This is a genomic window from Mycobacterium sp. E2327 (genome assembly GCF_001672675.1).
Lineage (GTDB): Bacteria > Actinomycetota > Actinomycetes > Mycobacteriales > Mycobacteriaceae > Mycobacterium.
In genome coordinates, this window is sequence record NZ_LZKE01000008.1 from 75,454 (window position 1) to 99,937 (window position 24,484).

22 protein-coding genes and 1 pseudogene are annotated in these 24,484 nt (G+C 68.7%); 13 read left to right on the forward strand and 10 right to left on the reverse strand.

Features of this window, described 5'->3' with window-relative positions:
* Positions 1 to 81 precede the first annotated feature (81 nt).
* Positions 82 to 2,259 (reverse strand): acyl-CoA dehydrogenase, encoded by a 2,178-nt coding sequence (locus A5712_RS01095; RefSeq protein ID WP_068100283.1) that lies wholly within the window; start codon positions 2,257 to 2,259, stop codon positions 82 to 84.
* A 109-nt stretch (positions 2,260 to 2,368) separates the two neighbouring features.
* Positions 2,369 to 3,127, reverse strand: coding sequence for an SDR family NAD(P)-dependent oxidoreductase (locus A5712_RS01100; protein ID WP_068100285.1), 759 nt, complete (start codon positions 3,125 to 3,127; stop codon positions 2,369 to 2,371).
* A 111-nt stretch (positions 3,128 to 3,238) separates the two neighbouring features.
* Between A5712_RS01100 and A5712_RS01105 the strand changes: the two genes are divergently transcribed.
* The 6 genes from A5712_RS01105 (at position 3,239) to A5712_RS01130 (ending at position 10,940) form a co-directional block, all read left to right on the forward strand.
* The gene (locus A5712_RS01105) at positions 3,239 to 4,768 is read left to right on the forward strand and encodes an ATP-dependent DNA ligase (RefSeq protein WP_068100351.1); all 1,530 of its coding nucleotides are present in this window, start codon (positions 3,239 to 3,241) and stop codon (positions 4,766 to 4,768) included.
* Between the two features lie 51 nt (positions 4,769 to 4,819).
* Complete coding sequence (locus A5712_RS01110) at positions 4,820 to 7,078, forward strand: carbon starvation CstA family protein (protein ID WP_068100290.1); 2,259 nt, start codon at positions 4,820 to 4,822, stop codon at positions 7,076 to 7,078.
* A 102-nt stretch (positions 7,079 to 7,180) separates the two neighbouring features.
* Entirely contained in the window at positions 7,181 to 7,480 is a 300-nt protein-coding gene (locus A5712_RS01115) for a hypothetical protein (RefSeq protein WP_068100292.1), read from the forward strand.
* Positions 7,481 to 7,651: 171 nt separating this feature from the next.
* A complete protein-coding gene (locus tag A5712_RS01120) occupies positions 7,652 to 9,178 on the forward strand; it encodes an Hsp70 family protein (RefSeq protein WP_068100294.1) in 1,527 nt (508 codons plus the stop codon).
* 33 nt (positions 9,179 to 9,211) lie between these two features.
* A complete protein-coding gene (ppk2, locus tag A5712_RS01125; protein ID WP_068100296.1) occupies positions 9,212 to 10,090 on the forward strand; it encodes a polyphosphate kinase 2 in 879 nt (292 codons plus the stop codon).
* 28 nt (positions 10,091 to 10,118) lie between these two features.
* Positions 10,119 to 10,940: an oxidoreductase gene (locus A5712_RS01130; RefSeq protein ID WP_068100298.1), complete on the forward strand. Its 822-nt coding sequence runs from the start codon at positions 10,119 to 10,121 to the stop codon at positions 10,938 to 10,940.
* Positions 10,941 to 10,943: 3 nt separating this feature from the next.
* Here A5712_RS01130 and A5712_RS01135 read toward each other — a convergent pair whose 3' ends face one another.
* Complete coding sequence (locus A5712_RS01135) at positions 10,944 to 11,900, reverse strand: LLM class F420-dependent oxidoreductase (protein ID WP_068100301.1); 957 nt, start codon at positions 11,898 to 11,900, stop codon at positions 10,944 to 10,946.
* A 315-nt stretch (positions 11,901 to 12,215) separates the two neighbouring features.
* Between A5712_RS01135 and A5712_RS01140 the strand changes: the two genes are divergently transcribed.
* A complete protein-coding gene (locus A5712_RS01140) occupies positions 12,216 to 12,992 on the forward strand; it encodes an enoyl-CoA hydratase/isomerase family protein (protein WP_068100303.1) in 777 nt (258 codons plus the stop codon).
* 22 nt (positions 12,993 to 13,014) lie between these two features.
* On the forward strand, positions 13,015 to 14,313 hold the full coding sequence (locus tag A5712_RS01145) for an acyl-CoA dehydrogenase family protein (protein WP_068100305.1): 1,299 nt from the start codon (positions 13,015 to 13,017) through the stop codon (positions 14,311 to 14,313).
* Here A5712_RS01145 and A5712_RS01150 read toward each other — a convergent pair.
* A complete protein-coding gene (locus tag A5712_RS01150) occupies positions 14,310 to 14,996 on the reverse strand; it encodes an MspA family porin (protein ID WP_231981898.1) in 687 nt (228 codons plus the stop codon). The two genes, A5712_RS01145 and A5712_RS01150, sit on opposite strands and share 4 nt — an antisense overlap.
* A 165-nt stretch (positions 14,997 to 15,161) precedes the next feature.
* Here A5712_RS01150 and A5712_RS01155 point away from each other — a divergent pair, with 165 nt between their 5' ends.
* Positions 15,162 to 15,407, forward strand: a complete 246-nt coding sequence (locus A5712_RS01155) for a hypothetical protein (RefSeq protein WP_068100306.1) — start codon at positions 15,162 to 15,164, stop codon at positions 15,405 to 15,407.
* 7 nt (positions 15,408 to 15,414) lie between these two features.
* Here A5712_RS01155 and A5712_RS01160 read toward each other — a convergent pair whose 3' ends face one another.
* Positions 15,415 to 16,359, reverse strand: coding sequence for a phosphotransferase family protein (locus tag A5712_RS01160; RefSeq protein ID WP_068100308.1), 945 nt, complete (start codon positions 16,357 to 16,359; stop codon positions 15,415 to 15,417).
* Positions 16,360 to 17,160, reverse strand: a complete 801-nt coding sequence (locus A5712_RS01165) for an SDR family NAD(P)-dependent oxidoreductase (protein ID WP_068100309.1) — start codon at positions 17,158 to 17,160, stop codon at positions 16,360 to 16,362.
* Between the two features lie 143 nt (positions 17,161 to 17,303).
* Here A5712_RS01165 and A5712_RS01170 point away from each other — a divergent pair, with 143 nt between their 5' ends.
* Entirely contained in the window at positions 17,304 to 17,549 is a 246-nt protein-coding gene (locus A5712_RS01170) for a hypothetical protein (protein ID WP_068100312.1), read from the forward strand.
* Here the strand turns inward: A5712_RS01170 and A5712_RS01175 are convergent.
* Positions 17,506 to 17,970, reverse strand: coding sequence for a DoxX family protein (locus tag A5712_RS01175; protein ID WP_068100356.1), 465 nt, complete (start codon positions 17,968 to 17,970; stop codon positions 17,506 to 17,508). The two genes, A5712_RS01170 and A5712_RS01175, sit on opposite strands and share 44 nt — an antisense overlap.
* The gene (locus tag A5712_RS01180; RefSeq protein ID WP_082973203.1) at positions 17,967 to 18,875 is read right to left on the reverse strand and encodes an alpha/beta hydrolase; all 909 of its coding nucleotides are present in this window, start codon (positions 18,873 to 18,875) and stop codon (positions 17,967 to 17,969) included. Before A5712_RS01180 ends, A5712_RS01175 begins: the two co-directional genes overlap by 4 nt.
* Positions 18,876 to 18,919: 44 nt before the next feature.
* On the opposite strand from A5712_RS01180, the gene A5712_RS01185 reads away from it, so the two are divergent.
* A complete protein-coding gene (locus A5712_RS01185; protein WP_068100314.1) occupies positions 18,920 to 19,633 on the forward strand; it encodes a hypothetical protein in 714 nt (237 codons plus the stop codon).
* Between the two features lie 133 nt (positions 19,634 to 19,766).
* Here the strand turns inward: A5712_RS01185 and A5712_RS01190 are convergent, their stop codons facing one another.
* A complete protein-coding gene (locus A5712_RS01190; RefSeq protein WP_068100315.1) occupies positions 19,767 to 21,212 on the reverse strand; it encodes an MFS transporter in 1,446 nt (481 codons plus the stop codon).
* A 30-nt stretch (positions 21,213 to 21,242) separates the two neighbouring features.
* Between A5712_RS01190 and A5712_RS01195 the strand changes: the two genes are divergently transcribed.
* Positions 21,243 to 21,848: a hypothetical protein gene (locus A5712_RS01195; protein WP_068100317.1), complete on the forward strand. Its 606-nt coding sequence runs from the start codon at positions 21,243 to 21,245 to the stop codon at positions 21,846 to 21,848.
* A 217-nt stretch (positions 21,849 to 22,065) separates the two neighbouring features.
* A pseudogene (locus A5712_RS01200) lies at positions 22,066 to 24,219 on the forward strand (glycogen/starch/alpha-glucan phosphorylase); the annotation flags it as partial.
* Here the strand turns inward: A5712_RS01200 and A5712_RS29905 are convergent.
* A complete protein-coding gene (locus A5712_RS29905; protein ID WP_369830341.1) occupies positions 24,186 to 24,437 on the reverse strand; it encodes a glycogen/starch/alpha-glucan phosphorylase in 252 nt (83 codons plus the stop codon). The pseudogene A5712_RS01200 and the gene A5712_RS29905 sit on opposite strands and share 34 nt — an antisense overlap.
* Positions 24,438 to 24,484: the final 47 nt, after the last annotated feature.

Here is a 24,484-nt window from a genome sequence, read left to right on the forward strand (position 1 = left end):
CCAACCCGCGCCGAGCGTGCGCAGAATGCCGGCCCGCGCCGCGTGTCTCGGTACAAACACGCACGCTCGCCCGGCGGAAACCTAGTTGATCAGCGGGTCGCGGGGCATGCCCAGGATCCGCTCGGCGATCTGATTGCGGGTCACCTCGGAGGTCCCGCCGGCGATCGACATGCCACGCGCACCCATGATCATGCGGGCCGCCAGCGCGCCCGGCCCGTCGGCCAGCGCGACCTCGGGACCCAGCAAAGCGGCCGAGATCGCGGCGCCCTCGATCATGTGCTCGGCCAGCTTCAGCTTGGTGACGTTGCCCTCCGGGCCCGGGCCCGACCCTTCGACGCTGCGGGCGACGCGGCGCAGGTTCAACAGCCGCAGCGCGTGATCGTCGGCCAGGAAGTTCCCCACGCGAATCTTGGCCCCCGCCAACTGATCCGGCCGCTGCTTGACCAGATCGATCAGCATCTCCGCCAGGCCCTCGTAGAACGAGCCGCTGCCGCCGATGCTGACGCGTTCGTTGCCGAGCGTGGCCCGGGCGACGGTCCATCCGGTGTTGGGCGCGCCGACGACGTCCTCGTCGGGGACGAAGAGGTCGTTGAAGAACACCTCGTTGAAATCCGAGCCGCCGGTGATCTGCCGCAGCGGCCGCACCTCGACTTCGGGCGCGTTCATGTCAACGATCACCGTGGTGATGCCGGCGTGCTTGGGCGCGTCGGGGTCGGTGCGCACGGTGGCCAGGCCCCGAGCGCAGTAGTGCGCGCCGCTGGTCCACACCTTCTGCCCGTTGATCTTCCAGCCACCCTCGACCCGGGTGGCGCGGGTCTTGATGGACGCCGCGTCCGACCCCGCGTCCGGCTCGGAGAACAGCTGGCACCAAATTTCGTCCTTGCGCAGCGCCTTCTCCACGAATCGTTCGATCTGCCAAGGAGTCCCGTGCTGAATCAGGGTCAGGATCACCCAGCTTGTGATCCCGTAGTCCGGCCGCTTGATGCCCGCGGCGCGGAACTCCTCCTCGATCACCAGCTGCTCCACCGCGTCGGCGCCGCGCCCCCACGGCTTGGGCCAGTGCGGCATCACGTAGCCCGTCTCGATCAGCCTGTCGCGCTGCGCCTGCTTGTCCAGGGCCGCGATCTCGGCGGCGTCGGCGTGGATCCGGGTGCGAAGCTGCTCGGCCTCTGGCGGCAGGTCCAGGCTGTTCTCGCGCACGGCGCCGGCGGCGGTGCGCTCGAACGCGTCGGCGGCCGGGGCGTCCCCACCGAACAGCGCCGTCGTCACCAGTGCCCGGCGCAGGTGCAGGTGCGCGTCGTGCTCCCAGGTGAAGCCGATGCCCCCGTGCACCTGGATGTTCAGTTCGGCGTTGCGCGCGTACGCCGGGAAGGCCAGCGCGCCGGCCACCGCGGCGGCAAGGCGGAACTGGGCCTCGTCCTCTGAGGAGTCCTCTTCCGCGGCGCGCGAGGCGTCCCAGACCGCGGCGGTCGCCGACTCGGCGGCCACCAGCATGTTCGCGCAGTGATGCTTGACCGCCTGGAAGGTCGCGATAGTCCGGCCGAATTGCTGGCGCACCTTGGCATATGCGACGGCGGCCTCGACGCAGTCCGACGACCCGCCGACGGCCTCGGCGGCCAGCAACGTGCGCGCCCGGGCCAAGGCCGACAGCCGCGCGCCCGGCAAGATGTCGTCGGCGCTGACGCGCACGCCCTGCAGGCGCACGCGACCGGAGCGCCGGGTCGGATCGAGGTTGTCGGGCACGTCCACCGTCACCCCGTCGCGGGCCCGGTCCAGCAGCAGGACGTCGTCGCCGGCGGCGACCAACAACAGCTCGGCGAGCCCGGCCCCCAGCACGATCCCGGCGTCGCCCTCCGCCACGCCGTCGGTCACCCGCACCTTGCTGTCCAGGCCGATGCCCGCGGTGACGGTTCCGTCGATCAGGCCGGGCAGCAGCCGCGACTTCTGCTCTGCGGAGCCCTCTTTGGCGATCACCGCCGAGGCGATCACCGTCGGCACGAACGGTCCCGGGGCCACCGCGCGGCCGAGTTCCTCCACGACCACGACGAGTTCGGGCAGGCCGTAGCCGGAGCCGCCGTGCTCCTCGTCGACGTGCAGGCCGAGCCAGCCGAGCTCCACCAGGTTCTGCCAGAACGGGGGGCGGGGTTCTTCGGCCGCGTCGAGCAGCGACCGCGCCGCCCAGCGGGCCTTCTGTGAGGTCAGGAACGCGCGGGCCACCTCGGCGAGTTCGCGATGGTCGTCGGTCAGTGCGATACCCATGAGGGGCCTCCTCGCTACCGGGCTGACTGCCTGCCCCGCTCCGAGGGGGAGCGGGGCGGCTGCCTAAAGAGTGTACTTATTCCCCGGGAGGCCCCGCGCCGGGGGTGGGTTACTTCGGCGCGAAGCGCTGTCCGGCGTCCAGCCGCAGGCACTGGCCGTTGAGCATCGGGTTGTCCACGATGGCCGCCACCAATTTGGCGTACTCGATCGGCCGGCCGAGGCGCTTGGGGAAGGCCGCGTCCTTGGTGAGCGCCGCCGCGAACTCGTCCGGTATGCCCTGGGTCAACCCCGTGGCGAACAGGCTGGGCGCGATCGCCAGCACGCGGATGCCCAGCGAACCCAGGTCACGCGCCATGGTCAGGCACATGCCCGCGATACCGGCCTTGGCGGCCGTGTAGGCGACCTGCCCGATCTGGCCCTCGAAGGCCGCGATCGACGCCGTGTTGATGATGACGCCGCGCTCCTCGTCCTCGGGCTCGTTCTTGGCCATGTGGGCGGCCGCCAGCCGGCTGATGTTGAAGGTGGCGATCAGGTTGAGATCGATCACCGACTGGAAGGACTCCAGGTCGTGCGGGCCGGACTTGGTCATGGTCCGCTTGGCGATGCCACCGCCGGCTGTGGTGATGACGACGTGCAGGCCGCCCAGCTTGTCGACCGCGGTCTGCAGCGTCTCCTCGGTTCCCGCGAAGTCGGTGACGTCGACGGGGTAGAACGCACCGCCGACCGCCTCGGCGACGGTCTTGCCGTCGGAACCCTCGCGGTCGAGTATGGCGACGTCCGCGCCCCGTTCGTGCAGCAACTCGGCGCTGGCCCGGCCCATGCCCGACGCGCCGCCGATGACGACGACCTTCTTCCCGCTGATCTCCATCCGGACCTCCTCGTAAGGCTTGTCAGAATCCACGAAATTTGTAACGTTTCCTAGGCACGCTAGCGTGTCGGCCTGGCGGGGTTGTCGGCGAGCCATGCCAAGCTCGATTGCGTGCTCCTTTTCGAGGTCGCAAGCACGTCGCTTAATGTCGGCGGGACGTCGTCGCGGCTGGCCAAGATCGCCCACATCGCCGAGTTGCTGCGCCGCGCCGGCGCCGACCCGCAGGCGGTGGCGATCATCGTCTCGTGGCTGTCGGGTGAGCTGCGGCAGCGCCAGATCGGGGTCGGCTGGGCGTCGCTGCGGTCCCGGCCGCCACCGGCGTCGGACCCGACCCTGACCGTCACCGGAGTCGACGCCACCTTCACCGAGATCGGGGCGGTGTCGGGCAAGGGATCGCAGGCGCGGCGGGCCGAACTCCTCGATGCGCTGTTCGCCGCCGCGACCGAAACCGAGCAGGCCTTCCTGCTGCGCCTCCTCGGCGGCGAGCTGCGCCAGGGGGCGCTGGCCGGGATCATGGCCGATGCCGTGGCCAAGGCCGCCGGGCTTCCCACCGCGTCGGTCCAACGCGCCGCGATGCTGGGCGGGGATTTGCCGGCGGTGGCCGCGGCAAGCTTGTCCGGGGAAGCCGCGGCCCTGGACGCGTTCACCCTGCGGGTGGGCCGGCCGGTCAGCCCGATGTTGGCCCAGACCGCGCCGGGCGTCGCCGATGCGCTCGAACGACACAGTGGCACAAGCATTTTCGAGGCGAAGCTGGACGGCGCGCGAGTGCAGATCCACCGCTCAGGCGACCAGGTCACGGTCTACACCCGCAGCCTCGACGACGTCACCGCCCGGCTGCCGGAGGTGGTCGAGGCGACGCTGGCGCTGCCGGCAACCGAGCTGATCGCCGACGGTGAGGCGATCGCGCTGCGACCCGACAACTCACCGCATCGCTTCCAGGTCACCGCCTCGCGCTTCGGCCGATCCGTCGACATCGAGACGGCCCTTGCCGCACAACGGCTTTCGGTGTTCTTCTTCGACATCCTGCACCGCGACGGCATGGACTTGCTGGACGCACCGACCGCCGACCGGTTGGCCGCCCTGGACGACCTGGTGCCGCCCGCACAGCGGGTGGACCGGCTGCTGACATCGGACCCGTCGCGGGCCGCCGCCTTCCTGGACGCCACCCTGGCCGCCGGCCACGAGGGCGTGATGGCCAAGGCGCCCGACGCGCCGTACCTGGCGGGGCGCCGCGGCGCGGGCTGGCTGAAGGTCAAGCCGGTGCACACCCTGGATCTGGTAGTGCTTGCCGTCGAGTGGGGATCGGGGCGCCGCAGCGGCAAGCTCTCCAACATCCACCTGGGCGCCCGCGACCCGGGCACCGGCGAATTCGTAATGGTGGGAAAGACTTTCAAGGGCATGACCGATGCGATGCTGGATTGGCAGACGGCGCGGTTCACCGAGCTCGCCGTGAGCGGAACTGACTCCTACGTCGTGCAGCTGCGGCCCGAACAGGTGGTCGAGGTGGCGCTGGACGGCGTGCAGAAGTCCTCGCGCTATCCCGGCGGCCTCGCGTTGCGGTTCGCCCGGGTGGTGCGCTACCGCGACGACAAGGGCCCCGCCGACGCCGACACCATCGACGCGGTGCGGGCCCTGTACTAAAACTCCCTTGCAAACAGGAATTGTCAACCTTGCGCGCGTAGGGTTTTCGCCGTGGCAGTCAAAGAGCACGACAAAGGCGTCAGCTTCATCCACACTCTCGAAGAGCTACCGCCGGTCGCGATCATCGACCGGTCCCCCATCACCGCCCGGCACAAGGCCGTCTTCGGGGTGATCGCCGTGATCGGCGCCATCGCCTGGGCGATCATCGCCACCGCGCGCGGCGAGACGGTGAACGCCATCTGGTTCGTGGTCGCGGCGATCTGCACCTACATCGTCGGGTACCGGTTCTATGCCCGGTTGGTCGAAATGAAGATCGTGCGTCCGCGCGACGACCACGCCACCCCGGCCGAGGTGCTCGACGACGGCACCGACTACGTGCCCACCGACCGGCGCGTGCTGTTCGGGCATCATTTCGCCGCCATCGCGGGGGCCGGGCCGCTCGTCGGCCCGGTGCTGGCCACCCAGATGGGCTACCTGCCCGGGACCATCTGGATCGTCGCCGGCGCGGTGTTCGGCGGCTGCGTGCAGGACTACCTGGTGCTCTGGATATCCACCCGGCGCCGCGGCCGTTCCCTGGGCCAGATGGCCCGCGACGAGCTGGGCGCGGTGGGCGGGGCCGCCGCCCTCCTCGGGGTGCTCGTCATCATGGTGATACTGATCGCGGTGCTGGCAATGATCGTGGTGCAGGCACTGGCCAAGAGCCCGTGGGGGGTTTTCTCCATCGCCATGACCATCCCCATCGCCCTGTTCATGGGCTGCTACCTGCGGTTCCTGCGGCCAGGGCGGGTGTCGGAAGTGTCCGTGATCGGCTTCGCGCTGCTGCTGCTCGCCGTGGCGTCCGGCAACTGGGTCGCCGAAACATCCTGGGGCGCATCCTGGTTCACCCTGTCCCCCGTCGCCCTGTGCTGGTGCCTGATCATCTATGGCCTCGCCGCGTCGGTGCTGCCGGTGTGGTTGCTGCTGGCGCCGCGCGACTACCTGTCGACGTTCATGAAGGTCGGCGCCGTCGGGCTCATCGCGGTCGGCATCTGCATCGCACAGCCGATGATGCAGGCGCCCGCGGTCTCACAGTTCGCCACCCGGGGCAACGGTCCGGTGTTCGCCGGCTCGCTGTTCCCCTTCCTGTTCATCACGATCGCGTGCGGTGCCCTCTCAGGATTTCACTCGCTGATCTCGTCCGGGACGACGCCGAAGATGCTGGAGAAGGAAAGCCAGATGCGGCTGATCGGCTACGGCGGCATGCTCACCGAGTCGTTCGTCGCCGTCATGGCGCTGATCACCGCGTCGATCATCAACCAGCACCTGTACTTCACCCTCAACGCGCCCGCCGCGCAGACCGGCGGCACCGCGTCAACCGCCGCGCAATACGTCAACAAGCTCGGCCTGTCCGGCGCCCCGGCCACGGCGGACCAGATCAACCAGGCCGCCGCCAGTGTCGGCGAGAAGTCCATCGTGTCGCGCACCGGCGGGGCGCCGACGCTGGCGTTCGGCATGTCCGAGGTGCTGCAGCGGGTGTTCGGCGGGGCCGGGCTCAAGGCGTTCTGGTATCACTTCGCGATCATGTTCGAGGCGCTGTTCATCCTGACCACTGTCGACGCAGGGACCCGGGTCAACCGCTTCATGCTCTCCGACACGCTCGGCAACTTCGGCGGCCCGCTGGCCAAGCTGCGCAACCCGAGCTGGCGTCCCGGCGTGTGGATCTGCAGCCTCGCCGTAGTCGCCGCGTGGGGCAGCACCCTGCTGATGGGGGTGACCGATCCGCTGGGTGGCATCAACACCCTCTTCCCGCTGTTCGGCATCGCCAACCAGCTTCTGGCGGCGATCGCGCTGACCGTCATCACCGTCGTGGTGATCAAGAAGGGCCTGCTGAGGTGGGCGTGGATCCCGGGGATTCCGCTGCTGTGGGACCTGGCCGTCACGCTCACCGCGTCGTGGCAGAAGATCTTCTCCGGCGATCCCGCCGTCGGCTACTGGACCCAGCACTCCCAGTACCTGGCGGCCAAACACGCCGGCAAGACCGCGTTCGGTGCCGCGAAGAACGCCCGCCAACTCGACGAGGTCATCAGGAACACCGCCATTCAGGGCACCCTGTCGATCCTCTTCGCGCTGGTCGTCGTCATAGTGTTCGTCGCGGGAATCGTCGTCGCGCTCAGGGCGCTCGGCGGTGGCGGACGGCCGTTGGCCGAGGACGACCCGGTGCCGTCGAAACGGTTCGCACCCGCCGGGCTGATCCCCACCCCCGCCGAGCGGGAGGTGCAACGGCAGTGGGGCGCGAAGTCCGCAGCTGGCGCCGTCGAGGCAAAGGGGTAGTCGACTACTCACGACGAATGCCGCTCGTCGCTCTTACGGTGATTTCACCAACGCCCGGTTCATCCGGTCACGGGACCACCGCATCGAAAAGAGATAGACGAAATGTCGGCATCACCAACGGGACTCGCGACAACACCCGATCCCGTCAAACAGCGCACAAGCCAGCCGCCCTCGGTCGAGGTGTCGTCCGCCGAAGTCCTGATCAGCACGCAGCAGGTGGTGTTCGGCACCGCGGCGGCCCTGGGGCCGCGCCGCCAGCACATCGGCCGCCGGTTCGTCGCAATCGTGCGGCGCACGCTCATGACGTCGGCGGATGAACCGGGCCCGCCGCGAAGGCACTACCCGAGGCAGTACGGATTCCTCGAGAACTCGCTCATGGCACGAGAAATGGAAAGACTATGAACGTCATCGTCACCTTCGCCTCCGCGGTGCTGATGCTGATGATCGCGAAGGGGACCTACAGCCTGCAGTGGTGGCTCGAGCGCAGCGACTACAACCGTCACTTCGAGGATTGATCGCCCACGCCCGTCAAGGTTGATGCCTCCGGCCATGCCGCGGTCCTAATATTGCGCGATGAGGCTCGGTATCGACTTCGGCACCACCCACACCGTCGTTGCGGCCGTCGACCGGGGCAACTATCCGGTCATCTCGTTCGACGGCCTGGATACGTGGCCTTCGCTCATCGCCGCCCACACCGATGGGCAACTGCGATTCGGGCTGGACGCCGCCGCCGTCCGCCACGAGCCGGGGTGGTCGGTGTTGCGATCGTTCAAACGCCTTCTCAACGAGGCCGGTCCGCAGACCGAGGTCCACCTGGCCGGCCGCGACCATCGCCTGGCCGACCTGCTCACCGGCTTTCTGGCGCAGCTGAAAGGCGACCTGCACACCCGGTCCAACGCCACCCTCGCACCCGGCGAGACCGTCGAGGCCGCGATCAGCGTGCCGGCCAACGCATCAAGCGCCCAGCGCCTGCTCACCCTGGACGCCTTCGTCGCGGCGGGTTTCCACGTCGTCGCGCTGCTGAACGAGCCGTCGGCCGCCAGCCTCGAGTATGCGCACCGGTACCGCTCCACGATCACCGCCAAGCGCGAACACGTCCTCATCTACGACCTCGGCGGCGGCACCTTCGACGCGTCGCTGCTGAGAATGACCGGGCACGAGAACGAGGTCGTGGTCAGCGAGGGCATCCAGCGCCTCGGCGGTGATGACTTCGACGAGGCGATCGTGGACCTCGTCCTCGACCGGCTGAACCTGAACGGGGCGGGCCCCGCCACGCGCGAGCTGCTCAAGGACGAGTGCGCCGCCCGCAAGGAGGCCGTCGGGCCGCAGACGCGCCGTTTCCTGGTGGACCTCACCGGAATCGACGCGATCGACCGGCCCCCGTTCTCCTGCGGCATCGACGACGTCTACTCCGTGTGTGCGCCGCTCGTGGACCAGACGACCGAACTGCTGCAGCGCGTCCTGCGCGGTCCAACCCGGGACGGCAAGGACGTGGACTGGTCGGAGGTGGCGGGCATCTACGTGGTGGGCGGGGCCGGGGGCTTCCCGCTGGTTGCCCGGATGCTGCGCAGCGCCTTCGGCGACAAGCGGGTCAAGCGCTCCCCGCACCCGTTTGCGGCCACGGCCATCGGCCTGGCGGTCTTCCTCGACAAGGAAGCGGGTTTCGCGCTGTCCGAACGCTTTTCGCGGCACTTCGGGGTCTTCCGCGAGGCGCAGGCCGGCACCGACGTGGTCTTCGACCCGATCGTGCCCAAGGACGCGTCGCTTCCGGCGGACGGGCGGACCCCGCTGGTCGTCAGCCGCACCTATCGGGCGGCGCACAACATCGGACACTTCCGCTTCGTGGAGTGCAGCCGCCTGATCGACGGGCGGCCGGACGGCGATGTCACGCCGTATGACCCGGTGCTCTTCCCGTTCGACCCGGCCCTGCGCGACCGCGACGACCTCGGCCGCCAGCCGGTCGGGCGGTGGAGCGAGGGCCCGGACGTCGAGGAGCGCTACGTCGTCGCCCCGAGCGGCGCGGTCGAGGTGACGCTGACGACGCAGCCGGCCGGCTTCAAGCGCACCTTCCGGCTGGAGCGCTGCGCCGCCGCGGGTTGATGAATCGATGCCACACCGGGAATACCCCGGGCTATGGCAGAGATAGATCTGGACGCCCTTTCCACGCGCGAACACGGCTACACCGTCAACGACGAGGACGACGACGACCCGGTCCTGCTCGACCGGGACGGCAACCACGTCGACACGTGGCGCGAGCGCTTCCCGTACGACCACCGGATGCCACGCGACGAATACGAGCGGCTGAAGCGCAGGCTGCAGATCGAGCTGCTGAAGCTGCAAAACCACGCCAAACGCAGCGGCCGCCGGCACGTGATCGTTTTCGAGGGCCGCGACGCCGCCGGCAAGGGCGGGACCATACAGCGGTTCATGGAGCATCTCAATCCCCGCAGCGCGCGGGTGGTGGCGCTGGAGAAGCCGAGCGATCGCGAAAAATCGCAGTGGTATTTCCAGCGCTACATCACCCACCTGCCGGCCGGCGGCGAGATCGTGCTGTTCGACCGCTCCTGGTACAACCGCGCCGGCGTCGAACGGGTGATGGGCTTCTGCACGCCCGAGCAATACGCCGAATTCATGGAGCAGGCACCGCTTTTCGAGCGGATGCTGGTCGACAACGGGATCGACCTGACGAAGTTCTGGTGCTCGGTCTCGCCGGCCGAGCAACGCACCCGGTTCGCCATCCGGCTGGTCGACCCGGTGCGGCAGTGGAAGTTCTCGCCGATGGACATGGAGTCGGTGACCCGATGGGACGACTACACCGCGGCCAAGGAGGCGATGTTCACCGCGACCGACACCGACGCCGCCCCGTGGATCGTGGTGCGCAGCAACGACAAGAAGCGCGCCCGGATCAACGCGATGCGCTACGTTCTGGCCAAGTCCGACTACGACGACAAGGACCACGACGTTGTTGGTGAGCCGGACCCGCAGATCGTGGGCCGCGCGCTGCTGGACTGAGTTGCGCCCCGACGGAAGGAGACACGCCATGTCCACCTGGCTCATCACCGGCTGCTCGACCGGGCTCGGCCGCGCGCTCGCCGAGGCCGTCATCGCCGCCGGGCACAACGCGGTCGTCACCGCGCGTGACGTCGCGAAGGTGTCCGACCTGGGGCCGACGGAGCGGGTGCTCGCCGTCGCGCTCGACGTCACCGATCAGGCGCAGGTCGCCGCGGCGGTGCGGCAGACCGACGAGCGGTTCGGCGGCGTGGACGTTCTGGTCAACAACGCCGGCTACGGCTATCGCGCCGCGGTGGAGGAAGGCGAGGACGCCGCCGTGCGCGAATTGTTCGAGACGCACTTCTTCGGCGGCGTCGCGATGATCAAGGCCGTCCTGCCGGGGATGCGGGCCCGCCGCAGCGGGGCGATCGTGAACATCTCCTCGATCGGCGCGACCGTCACCCCGGTGGGATCCGGCTATTACGCCGCCGCCAAGGCCGCCATCGAGGGGATGAGCGGGGCGCTGCGCGGGGAGCTCGCGCCGCTGGGCATCTCGGTGACGGTCGTCGAACCCGGCGCATTCCGCACCGACTTCGCCGGGCGCTCGCTCGCGCAGACGGCCACGGTGATCGACGACTACGCGGCCACCGCCGGGCAGCGCCGCAAGGAGAACGACACGATGCACGGGAATCAGGCCGGCGACCCCGCCAGGGCGGCCGCCGCGATCATCGCCGCGGTCGAGTCGGGCGAGCCCCCGGGATTCCTGTTGCTGGGACCCGACGCCCTGGGCCTCTACCGCTACGTCGCGGACGCCCGCGCGGCCGAGATCGCGAAATGGGAACACCTCACCACGGGCACCGACTTCGCCTGAGGCTCAACCGCGTAGCGCGGGCAGCACGTCGCGCTCCCACGCCGCGAAGAACCCGTCCATGTCGGGGCCGATCTGCTGCACGTAGACCTCGTCGATGTCGGCGTCGAGGTACTTGCGCACCTGCGCGACGTGCTTGTCCGGATCCGGTCCGCACGCGACGCTCTCGGCGACCTTGTCCGGAGGAACCAAGGACATCAGCGCGGCGAAGTCCTTGGGCCGCGGCACAATCTGCGACGTCTGCCCGGGCAGCCCTTCGTTGGCCCACAACCGATGCGCCACCTTCAGCGCCGCGTCGGGATCCTGATCCCAGCTGACCTTGGTGCCGGCCTGCACCGGCTTGTCGCCACCGCCGGACTCGCGAAACACCTTGACCAGCTCCGCCTCGGGCATGGCCAGGGCGAATCCGTCACCGATCCGCCCGGCCAGCTCGGCGCCCTGGGGTCCGAACCCGGAGACGTAGATCGGCACCGGCCGCTCCGGCCGCGTGTAGATGCGCGCCTCCTGCACCTCGTAGTGCTTGCCGTGATGGCTCACCTCGTCGCCCCGGTGCAACTTGCGGATTACCTCGACCGCCTCCTCCAGCATCTCCTGGCGCACGCCGACGGACGGCCAGGGATCGCCCAGGATGTGCTCGTTGAGCGCCTCCCCACTGCCCACCCCGAGCACGAAGCGGCCGTCGAGCTGCACGGCCGCGGTGGCCGAGGCGTGCGCGATGATCGCCGGATGCGTCCGCATGGTCGGGCAGGTGACGGCCGTGCTGACCGGCAGCGACGTCACCTCCGACAGCGCGCCGATCACGCCCCACACGAACGGGCTCTGGCCCTGCTCGTCGTTCCACGGGTGAAAGTGGTCGGAGATCCACAGCGCGTCGAAGCCGGCCGCCTCGGCGCGCTTGGCCTGGTCGACCAGTTCCTTGGGGCCGAACTGCTCACTGGAAAGGAAGTATCCGATCTTGGTCATGGCGGCGGGCTACCCGCTGCGCGCCGGATTATGCGTCATTATCGGCAACCATCGACCGGCCCCGAATTAGGTTGCGATCCAACGTGTTCCGCTTCGCGGCCACATCCGCCACACCAGTCACGCCGCCGGAGGACCATCCATTGTGCCCGCCTCATAGCGACAACGGCTACGCACGGCGGCCAACTCGACTTCACAGTCGCTGTGAGGCGGGCAGAAAGCCGATCCCTTCTGCGCTGGGACTGGTGTGACGAGAATAGCTTCGCGGTTTCGGAGAAGGCTATTCTCCTAAGCCGAGAGACGCTTTACGATCGGTGGGTGCCACCCACGCTCGAATTCGACCGGCCCCGCGACGGCGTCGTCGTCGTGCGGTTGAACCGCCCGGAGCGGCTCAACGCCATCAACGAGGTCATGCAGACCGAATTGCGCGCGGCCCTGGGCGATTTGGCATCCGACCCGACCGTCCGCGCCGTTGTCCTGACGGGCGCCGGTCGCGGCTTTTGCGCCGGGATCGACATGCGCGACTTCGGGCCGAACGTGCCGGAGGCGACCGCCCCGGCGCTGGATCGGATGCGCTTCCAGGAGGGCATGGCCGCGCTCGCCGAGGGGGTGCATCGGTTGCCGCAGCCCGTCATCGCCGCGGTCAACGGCCCGTGCGTCGGCGCGGGGTTCGCGCTGTGCCTCGCCGCCGACATCCGGATCTGTTCGGCGCAAGCCTCTTTCGGCAACGCCGCCATCCTGCTCGGGCTGTCCGGGGCCGAGATAGGCATGAGTTATCACCTCCCCCGCATCGTCGGCACCAGCGTCGCGGCCGACTGGATGCTCACCGGGCGCACGGTCTCGGCCGCCGAGGCCGATCGGCGCGGGCTGGTCAGCGAGATCGTCGAACCCGATCGGTTGCTCGAGCGTGCAACGGAGTTGGCGGTGCTGATCTCCGACCTGGCCCCGCTCGGCGTCCAGCTGACAAAGCGTGCGCTGCAGGTGAATACCGACGCGACGAGCCTGTCGTCGGCCCTGGAGCTGGAGAACCGCAACCAGGTGCTCGCGCACGCGACCGAGGAAGCGGCCGAACGCCGAAAAAAGTGGTCCCGGTGACCGAACCGAGAGGGGACGACGGATGTCGTGGGACTTCTCCACCGACCCACAGTGGGCCGAACAACTGAAGTGGGTCGAGGAGTTCGTGCGCAGCGAGTGCGAACCGATCGACCTGATCGTCAAGGAGTCGCACGACCTGGGCGATCCGGTGCGCCAAGCGCTCATCCCGCCCCTGCAGAAGATCGTGAAGGAGCGGGGGCTGTGGGCCACCCACCTCGGCCCGCACCTGGGTGGCCCGGGCTACGGCCAGGTAAAGCTGGCGCTGCTCAACGAGATCCTGGGACGCTCGGAATGCGCACCGATCGTCTTCGGCTCGCAGGCCCCCGATTCGGGCAACAGCGAGATCCTTGCGCACTACGGCACCCCCGAGCTCAAGGAGCGCTACCTGGAGCCGTTGCTGGACAACCGCATCGTGTCATGCTTCTCGATGACCGAGCCGCAGGGCGGCGCGGACCCCAAGGTGTTCCGCACCACCGCCGTGCAGGACGCCGACCACTGGATCATCAACGGGGAGAAGTGGTTCTCGTCGTTCGCCTCGATGGCGTCGTTCATCATCGTGATGGCGATGACCGACCCCGAGGCGCCCCCGTATGAGCGTTACTCGATGTTCGTCGTGCCGGGCGGCACGCCGGGCATCAACGTGATGCGCGACGTCGGGCTGGGGTACCAACCGCTGGGCGGCGGCGGGCGCGAAGGCTATGTCCGCTACGAGGACGTGCGGGTGCCCGCCGATCACATGCTGGGCCCGCGCGGCGGGGCGTTCGTCGTCGCCCAAACCCGCCTGGGGGGCGGGCGAATTCATCACGCCATGCGCACGGTGGGCCTGGTCCGCCGCATCTTCGACATGATCTGCGAGCGGGCGGTGTCGCGCTACACCCAGGGCGAGGTCCTGGCCAACAAGCAGATGGTGCAGGAGATGGTCGCCGACTCGTGGATGGAGATCGAGGCGTTTCGGCTGCTGACGCTGCAAACCGCTTGGAAGATCGACCAATTCAACGACTACAAGGCGGTGCGCGCGGACATCTCGGCGGTCAAGGCGATGATGCAGAAAGTATTACACGACGTGTCGGCGCGGGCGCTTCAGCTGCACGGGTCGCTGGGTACCACCCACGAGATGCCCTTCGTGCAGTTCCTGGTCGAGTCGTTCGTGCTCGGGCTTGCCGACGGTCCCACCGAAGTCCACAAGGTGACGCTGGCCCGCCTGTTGCTGAAGGACCGTCAGCCGGCGCCGGACTTGTTCCCTTCCGAACACCTGCTCCGGTTGCGCGCGGCCGCGGAGGCGAAGTTCGCGGACAAGCTGGCGGGCATCGCGTATAGCTAGACGGCTTTGGTGACGCCGACGTAGGACAAGATCACGTCGGATTGGTCGGTGATCCGCGTCAGCGTCGCATACGAGCGGATGAACGACTGGCCCACGCATCCGTCGATCTTGACGTGGAAGTTGCTGATCATCACCCATGGACTCGCGCCCTTGAACTCCTTCTTGATCACCGGCACGACGATCACCAGGCCGGGCTTGAGACCGACGCTGAGCACACCGTTTACCGGCGTGGAGATCAACGGCAGAATGCCCGTCGTCACGCCGGGGATAAGCGCGGTCGTCCCGAGCGACGGCGTGACGCCCGCACTCCCCGCCATCGTGACGCCGTTGGAGGTGCTCATGTCGATGCCACAGCCGATCTCGTAGCCCACCTCGAGCTCGCCCCGGGGCTGTTCCGGCCCGATCAGCGAGCCGACGAAGATTCCGCTCGACAGGTACTCGCGGGAAGACGCGGCGGTCGTCAGCGGCGCGACCGGAACCTGCGACTCGTCTTTCGCGCCGAGGCCCAGTGTCCAGCCATCGGGGGTTTGGAGGGTTGCTGGAGGGTTCGAGGGGACCTGTCCCTCGGCCGCCGGCGCCGTGGCGGCGGCCGGATCGACTTCGGGGTCGGCGCCGGCCGGCGCCGCGGTCGCCACGAGCATGGTTAGGCAGACCGCGACAACCGCGGCGCGGCGGACGACCACGGCGATGGGCCTCACGGACGACACCGTAGGCAGTGCCGAATTCACCCGGCCGCATTTGCTGGTCGAACCGCCGCAGTTGTTTTGCATTCGTGATTGAAATGCGACGTTGGATCGTAATGCTTTCGAGCGACCATTTCCTTCTCCGGAGCGCTACGATCGTCTGCTATGAAACGTCACCCGCTCGCCGTGGCGCTCCTGGCCGTTGGGATGCCGGCCACGACGCTCGCGGGCGGCGTCGGCATCGCACGCGCCGACCCGGTGGATCCCTTCACGCCGGGGCCCGGGGTGATCGATCGAATAATCACGGAGACGCCCGATCTGTACGCGTCGCCGCGCGACGAGGTCGGTCCGTCAACGCGTTCGGATCGTATCGGAATGGTCTGCCAAAATCTGTATGCGCGGTGCCGCTGAGCCACTGCTAGTCCAGCAGTGATCGCGCTCGCTCCAGCAGTCTTGGCAACGCGGCGGCCATTGCCTCCAATTCGGTTCGCGGAGAGCGTCTTCGGCGATTGTGCTTGACGATCAGCGCCCAGGTCGCCGCCGACTTGAAGCACGCCAGCGCACTGAACCAGCCCAAATCGGCTACCTGGCAACCGAACTCGCGTTGGTAGATGTCGGCGAGCTCGCCGGTCGGTGGCGCGATGCCGGGCGATCGCACGCGTTGATAGGTGTCCGGGTCGGAGTTGATCAGGAACCAGCCGACGTCGATGCGCGGGTCACCGATCGCCCAGATCTCCCAATCGATCACCGCGTTGATCCGGTCGCCGTCGGCCAGCAGGTTGCCCAGCCGAAAGTCGCCGTGAACCACGCTCGGGCCCAGGGCCACCGGCGCGCAAGCCAGCAAGGCGTCGCGCACGTCCGGCCAGCCGGGCACCAACGCCGCGTCCACGGTCTGCAGGGTCTCCGACCAGCGCCGCACTTCCGCGGCCGGTTCCATGGCCGGTTCGCCCGCCAATCCGAGGTCGGCCGGTGACAACCGGTGCAGGGCGGCCATGACGCGGCATGCGTTGCGGTAGCGCCCCGCCAGGTCGGCGGCCGGCGGGCAACCGTCGAAAAGCGGCTCCACGCAGTCGCCTTCGACGCGTGACATCACGAAGAGCGGCGGGGCGCCCACGTCCTCCCACAGCACCTCGGGGACCGGAACTTGGCTCTCCGCAAGCACTTTCATGACACGCGCCTGGCGCAGCACGTCGCGGTGTGCTACCGGCGCCACCCCGGGCGGGGCAACTTTGATCACCACCGCCCGGCCGTCGCGCTCACCGGAGAACGTGAGGCTGGACGCGCCACCGGCCAGCGGGGCGAGGCCGGCAACGCCCGCGGCCGCGAGGCGCCGACGCAGCTCGTCCAGGTCGAGCTCGGTCACCTAGCCGACCGGCTTCGACCCGCCGACTTCCGCCAGGAAGGGCTGGGTGTGCGCGATACGCCCGGTCATGGTCTTCGGGTCGCAGGTGCACAACCGAAAGGCGGTCTCGGTGATCAGTTCGATGTCCTCGGTGTCGGTCTTGGCGAGGTCCAGGGTGCCGGCCCCGGGGGTCGCCACCGGGTTGGACGGGGCGGCGGCGTTGACCGCGATGCCATCGTCGTACAGCTCGGCGGCGAGGCTCTTGGTGAGCCGGTTGAGCGCGGCCTTGGCCGTTCCGTAGATGCCGAAACCCGCGGTCCGGTCGAACTCTGAGAACGGCGGTCCCTCCGGCAGGTCGCCGCCCACCGACGTCAGGTTGAGGATCCAGCCCCGGCCGCGCTCCCGCATCGCGGGGATCGCCAACTGGCTCAGGTGCAGCGGGCCGAGGACGTGCATTTCGATCATCAGCCGGGCCCGCCGCTCGGGGAACCCGTCGAGCGGCCGCAGGAAGGTGACGGCGGCGTTGTTGACGAGGATGTCCGGGGCGCCGACGGCGCTCACCACCTCCGCGAAAAGCCTTTCGCGCTCGTCGGATTGGGAAAGGTCCGCCTGGACCGCGACGGCGCGGCCGCCGGCGGCCACGATCTCGTCGCGGGTCTGGCTCAGCGATCCCTGGTATTTGGCGTCGGGTTCCATCGTTCGGGCGGTGAGCGCCACCGTGGCACCGTGCGCGGCGAGCCGCGCGGCGATCGCCTTGCCCAGGCCCCGGCTGCTTCCCGTGACGAGCGCGACCAGCCCGTCGCATCGTCGGTCTGCGCCCATCCGGATGTCCTCTCGTCCGCGTGAAAATGGCTTCTCGGATATAGAGAATGCCATTATCGCTGGTCGATCGGAAGTACGGGCCTGGTCAGAGAACGTGCCGGTGATAAGATTCCCTGGTCATCGAAACGGGAACCTGGTGAAGCATGGCCACACCCCGCGACGTCATCGAACTCATCGACGCACTCGCCGAAGACATCTATGACGCCTACGACAACCCCCGCCTTTACCCCGCGCCGGAGAAAGCCAAGGCGCTGACGGCGTCGCGCTACCTGGCCAGAAAGCTGGTCCGGAAAGGCTGGCGGAAAGGCGGCGGCATCTACCTGCCGCGCTGCCCCTATGGAACCATCACGTGTTTCGACCCGGAACCGCACCCGCACTGCGCGGTGTAGCGCGCCCGCCGCGCAGGGCGTCGATCGAGTAACGCCCGCCACCGGTGAAGACCAGCAGGAAGAAAGCGAAGCAGAACAGGATCGCCAGCAGCCCGCCGTTGCCCGCCGGCGGTTCGCCGACCGGCCACAGCGCCTTCGGTTGGTGCATCCAGAAATAGGCGACCGCCATTTGCCCCGACGCGATGAAAGCGGCGGGGCGGGTGAACAACCCGGTCGCGATCAGGAGCCCCGTGACGAACTCGATCAGGCCGGCATACCAGGTGGGCCAGGTGCCGAACCCCGCGGGAAAGGCCGGACGGACGGGCCAATCGAAAAGGATGATCGAGCCACACGCGGCGAAGAGCAAGCCGTAGACGAACCGAAAAAGGCTGAGCACCGAGGGCGTAAAACGGTTGAGCCTTGCATCGAGAGTCTGGGTCACGACGCACACCTTACGGTCGCGGCCCAATCGAGCACGCGCCTCCACAGCAGCCGGCGGCTCGACGCCATGTTGTGGCAGTGCGCGCTTTCGGGAAGCACCAAGGTCGTGAGGTCGCGGCTGCGGCGGTACAGCCCGGCCTCCGCGCGTGGGTCCGGTGAGACGTCGACGACGCCGAAGCCGACGAGCACCGGGACGTCGATCTGTGCGGCGTACTCGGCGACAACGCCGGGAATCATTGCGGTGCCGAATACCCGCGGCACCACCGACTTTGCGGTGACGCAGTCCGCCGCCACGACGTCGGCGGGCACATCGGCCAGGTGAAACCAGCTCTGCAGATACTCGCGCGGGCCCTCGGCATACGGCTCGGGCAGGGCTGCGAGGATCTGCCGGGCCAGTTCGGCGCGACCCTCGGCGGTGCCCGCCCGGGCGATGAAGCCGGCATCCAGGTTCAGCGGCGCGACGTGCTGGTTGGTGCAGCCGAGTACCGCCAAACCCGCGTAGCTGGAAAACAGCGATTGCTGAACGATCGCAAGGTAACCGCCCAGCGAATGCGCCACGGCCAGCACCGGCGCGCGCTCGCCCGTCGCCTCCGGCAGCGCGGAGACGGCCCGCGCGAGCGCGGCGGCGATGTCGGTGAAATCGAAATCTCTTGCCGGTTTGGAACTTTCGCCGGTGCCCAGCGGATCGATCGTCACCACGCCGTAGCCGTACTCGGTGGCGAACTCCGCGAAGCTGTAGCCGCTGCGACCGGGGAACTTCAGGTCCCAGTACTCACGGCTGTAGGTGCCGCCCGGCAGGCAGACGAGTAGGGCGTCGGCGCCGCGGGGCGCCGGGTAGTAGGTGGCCGCCAGCCATGCCTGCTCGCCGACAACGTCGCTGACGTCGAAGCGCATCGGACGTGGCATCTCAACAAAGTAACGCCGCGCCACTCTCCTCAGATATTCACGGCATGATCGGCACCCGCACTGCGACCGCGGCCCGGGCGACGGGCGTGGCCATGCTGGCGGCCGCCATCGGGCTGGGCCCGGCGGTGGTCAGCGCGCACGCCACGCCCGACCCGCCGCGCGGCGCGGGCACGCTGTACGGCAACCCCGCGGCGGCCGCCCCGTTCTGGCGCTACCAGGGATACGACGACGACTGCGTGGAGATGGCGGTCGCCGACGTGGTCGGTGAACTGACCGGCAAGCCGCCCTCCGAGCAGGCCATCGTCAAGCTGGCCCAGGCCACGCCGAGCACCGTCCACGCCGGACCGATCTACACCAAGCCGAAGAAGCGCAAACCCGGCGACGGCACCTCGTTCGACGACGAGCCGGCGCTCCTCGCGCACTACGGCATCCGCGCCACCTCCACCGAAGAGGAGAGCGCCGCGAAGACCGGTGTCCCGACGGGCATGTCGGCGCTCGAGCAGGATCTGGCCAAGGGCCGCAAGGTGATCGTCGGGGTCAACTCCGAAGTCATCTGGCGCGAGCCCGTCGAGGACAAGACCCCGGACGGCCAACCGGAAGCCAACCACGCCGTCGTGGTCACCGGCGTCGACACCGCGGCCGGCATCGTGCACCTCAACGACAGCGGCAGCGAGGAGGGCCGCGATGAACAGGTGCCGATCGACGTCTTCGCGCGGTCGTGGGCCAGCAGCAACGATCAGATGACGGTCACCGGTTAGCGACGGGAGCCGCATTCAGCAGGCTGACCAGCGCGTCGGTCACCGTCGACATCCCACGTCGTCGAGGCCATCACCGAAATCTATTCGAGAATCGCCGAGCGCTGCCCCACGCTTCGGGACAAGGGGCGCACCGTTAACGCCGCGTGCACGGGTCCTGGCACGCGTGGTTGATGCCGGGCAGCATCTGGTGGGCGAAGTCGCCGCCGGTCCGGACGGTCAGCGCCGCGATCAATGCGCCGACCACGCACGCGACGGCGGTGATGATCATCGCCACCGAGAAGCCCGGACCGAGCGGCTGCCCCGGGCCCGCGGTGATGCCGGCCGCAGCCGGCAGCACGGCGACGGCAAGCAACCCGGCGAGGCGCGCGACGGCGTTGTTGACGCCGGAGGCGGTGCCCGCATAGCCATCGGGAACGGCGGACAGGACGGCCGCGGTCAGCGGCGCCACGGTGATCGCCAGCCCGACGCCGAACACGACGACGGCGGGCAGCACCGCGCCGAGGTAGGTCGCCCCGGGCGTGATCCGCGCCATCAACGCCAAACCCGCCGCGGCAATCAGCGGCCCGACCGTCATGGGCAGCCGCGGCCCGGCCCGCTGCCCGAGCGAGCCGGCCCACGGCGAGCCGATCAGCATGATCACCGTCATCGGCAGCATCGCCAGCCCCGCCGCGAGCGCGGAGTAGTGCAGGCTCTGTTGCAGCTGCAGGGCCAGCAGGAACAGCGCCCCGCCGATCGCGGTGTAGACGGCCAGGGTCGCGAGGTTGGCGCCGCTAAATTGCCGGGATCGCAACAGCTGCAAGGGCAGCAGCGGCGCCTGCGCGCGTCGTTCGATTGCCGGAAAAGCAAGCAGCGCCGCGGTGCCGACGGCGGCGGACACCGCCGTGACGAAAGTCCAACCGCGCGAAGGCGCCTCGATGAGCGCGTAGATCACCCCGGACAGCCCGACGGTGATCGCGGCGGTTCCCGTGACGTCCGGACGGCCCCGCGCGCTCGGATCGCGCGATTCGGGAATGTGGCGGGCGGCGATCCACAGCACCGCCACGGCCAGCGGGAGGTTCAAGAAGAACACCCAGCGCCACGACGCCGCATCGACCAGCCAGCCCCCGATGAACGGACCCAGCGCCGTCGTCACCCCCGACATGCCCGCCCAGATCCCGACCGCCCGCCCCCGGTCGTCGTCGACGATGCCGGCGTCGATCAACGCCAGGCTGCCCGGAACCAGCGCCGCCGCGCCGACACCCTGCACCAGCCGCGCGCCGACCAGCCATCCGACCGTCGGCGAAAGACCGCAGCCGACGGAGGCGGCGGTGAAGACGACCAGCCCGGCGACGAAAACCCGTCGGCGGCCATAGCGGTCGCCCGCGGCGCCTCCGGTCAGCAGCAGCGCACTCAGCGTCAGCAGGTAGCCGTCGAGGACCCACTGTTGGCCGGTCAGACCCCCGCCCAGGTCGCGACCGATGGCCGGCAGCGCCACGTTGACGACGGTGCCGTCCAGCAGCGCAATGCCCGAACCAAGGACGGCCGCGGCGATCAGCCAGCGCGCACCGGCCGACGCCAACGGCAATTGGCTTTGGTTCATGGTTGACGATTCTGCGCCTAGGATCTCCGCATGCCGATTCTTGGAAACGCGACCGCCGTCGCCGCGAAAGTGACAAGGGCGACGTCCAACGCGTTGCGAATTGAGCTCACCACCCCAGACGGCGCCGAACTGGCGCGGGCTCAACAGAAGGGCGGGGTCGGCGTCTTGCTCGGATTCAAGAACGGCGGCAAGAGCGACTACACCCTGTCCAGCCCGGCCGGCGAGGAATTCAGGCTGTCGGTGGCCGGAACGACCACCGTCACGAACCAGGGCACACCGGTGGGAAAGATCGTCCCGTCCGACGGCGCGGCGCGGTTGGAGGATGGCGGCGGCACCGTCCTGGCGGCGATTCGGCCGCACTCCGGGGCCAAGGCCGACAGCGCCTGGCATCACGCGATCCTGTCCCCCACCGGCGATCAATTGGGCGTCCTCACCCTGATGACGGTCCACACCGGTTGGCGCGACATCGAATTCGAGGCCGTCCAATTGTTGGCCAACACGAACATCGCCACGCTGAAAGCGCCGTCGGCCGGTGCGATGCTCGAACTCCGCGCACCGGTCCACCCCGTGCTGGGCGACATGCTGGCCGCGGCGTGCGTCGACTTCTCCGTCCTCCCGCGCGGATACATCGCCTAGCCCAAACGCCATTTCGTCACCGGCCTGTGAGTTTGTGTTTACGTAACGGCCTTCAATTGCGCGCCTGGTGTGCAAACACCGCTGCCACACTGACTCTCCTGCCGCCCACCCCTAGGGAGTAGGACCACCCACGATGACCGATGTCGAGCAGACGCCCTCCGACGGAATTTCGCCCAGCCCGACGCGGGCCGATCTGGCCGAGCACTCCCGCACCGGGATGAGCGCGGCGGCGCTGCAGCGGGCGATCACCGACCACCTGCGCTACTCGATCGGTCGCCCGGCCGCCGCGCTGCGGCCCGAGCACTACTACCGAGCACTGGCCCTCGCCGTGCGCGACCGCATGCAGGACCGCCGGGTGGCCTCGACGCAGACCTCGCTTGACCTCGGCCGCAAGGTGACCTGCTACCTGTCGGCCGAATTCTTGATGGGTCCGCAGCTGGGCAACAACCTGCTGAACCTCAACATGGAGCTCGCGGCCAAGACGGCGCTCGCGGCGATGGGACAGAATCTCGAGACGGTCCTGGCTTGCGAGGAGGAACCGGGACTGGGCAACGGCGGCCTCGGGCGGCTCGCGGCGTGCTACCTCGACTCGCTGGCCACGCTCGAGCGACCCGCGATCGGCTACGGCATCCGCTACGAATTCGGCATCTTCGACCAGGAGATCCGCGACGGCTGGCAGGTCGAGCAGACCGACAACTGGCTCGACCACGGAAACCCTTGGGAAATCCCGAAACCCGACGTCAACTACCTGGTCAAGTGGGGCGGCTACGCCGCGCACTACACCGACGACTCCGGCCACGATCGCGTCCGGTGGGTGCCGGGGCGGGTGCTCAAGGGCGTCGCGTACGACACGCCCATCCAGGGTTACGGCGTCAACACCTGCAACGTGCTGACGCTGTGGAGCGCGCGGGCCGTGAAGTCGTTCGCGCTGGAGGCCTTCAACACCGGCGATTACTACGGGGCCGTCGAGGACGAGGTCATGTCCGAGACCGTCACCAAGGTGCTCTACCCCAACGACGAGCCGGAGGCGGGCAAGCAGCTGCGCCTGCTGCAGCAGTACTTCTTCGTGTCCTGCTCGCTGCAGCACGTGCTGCACATCATGGACGATCTCGCCGACGCCGGCGTGCGGGAACTCCCGCAGCGATTCGCCGTGCAGCTCAACGACACTCACCCCTCCATCGGGGTCGCCGAGCTGATGCGGTTGCTGGTCGACGAGCGCCAGCTGGACTGGGACGAGGCGTGGGAAATCACCGTCGCGACGTTCGGCTACACCAACCACACCCTGTTGCCCGAGGCGTTGGAGACCTGGCCGCTGGACATGTTCTCCGAGGCGCTGCCGCGCCACATCGAGATCATCTACGAGATCAACCGCCGATTCCTCGACGAGGTGCGCGCCCGCTTCCCCGGCGACGAAGACCGGTTGCGCCGGATGTCGCTGATCGGCGAGGACGGCGGCAAGAGCGTCCGGATGGCACACCTCGCCACCGTCGGCAGCCATGCCATCAACGGAGTCGCCGCGCTGCACTCCGAACTGCTGAAAAGCAGTGTGCTCAAAGACTTCTACGAGCTGTGGCCGGAACGATTCAGCAACAAGACCAACGGCGTGACGCCGCGCCGCTTCCTCGCCCTGGCCAACCCGGGGCTGCGGGAGCTGCTGGACCGCACCGTCGGAGACGGCTGGCTGACCGACCTGAGCCGCCTGCGCGGGCTGGAGCCGTTCGTCGACGACGCGGCCTTCCGCCGGGAATGGCACGACATCAAACGCAACAACAAGGCGCGCCTGGCCAAGTACGTCCGGTCGGTCGCCGGCGTCGAGCTGAACCCGGACTGGATGTTCGACGTCCAGGTCAAGCGCATCCACGAGTACAAGCGTCAGCACCTCAACGTCCTGCACATCGTCGCGCTGTATCACCGGCTCAAACAGGATCCCGGCCTGTCGATTCCGCAGCGGGCGTTCATCTTCGGCGGCAAGGCCGCCCCGGGCTACTTCATGGCCAAGCGGATCATCAAGCTGATCAACGCCGTCGGCGAGACGGTGAACGCGGACCCGGCCGTCAACCGCTTCCTGCGGGTGGCGTTCGTGCCGAACTTCAACGTGCAGAACGCGCACCTGATCTACCCCGCCGCCGACCTGTCCGAGCAGATCTCCACCGCGGGCAAGGAAGCCTCGGGCACCGGGAACATGAAGTTCATGATCAACGGCGCCCTGACCATCGGCACGCTCGACGGGGCCAACGTCGAAATGCGCGATGAGGTCGGGCCGGAGAACTTCTTCCTGTTCGGCTTGACCGAGCAGGAGGTCGAGGCCGTCAAGGCGAACGGGTACCGCCCGGCCGACTACATCGACGGCGACGACGAGCTGCGCGCGGTGTTCAGGATCGACATCTTCGTCCACGCCTCGGTGTCCCGCCAGGCCTCGCTGACCTGCTCCTGGCACTTCAGGTAGGAGGCGAAGTCGGCGCACACCAGGAAGGGGTCGTCGTGGCGCAGGTTGTCCACCAGCGGCCGGAACACCTCGGTGTCTCCGTGCGAAAACGTGCCGCCCGCAATCAGATCCAGCACCGCGCGCAGCTCGTCGTCGCCGTCGATGTAGTCGGCCGGGCGGTACCCGTTCGCCTTGACGGCCTCGACCTCCT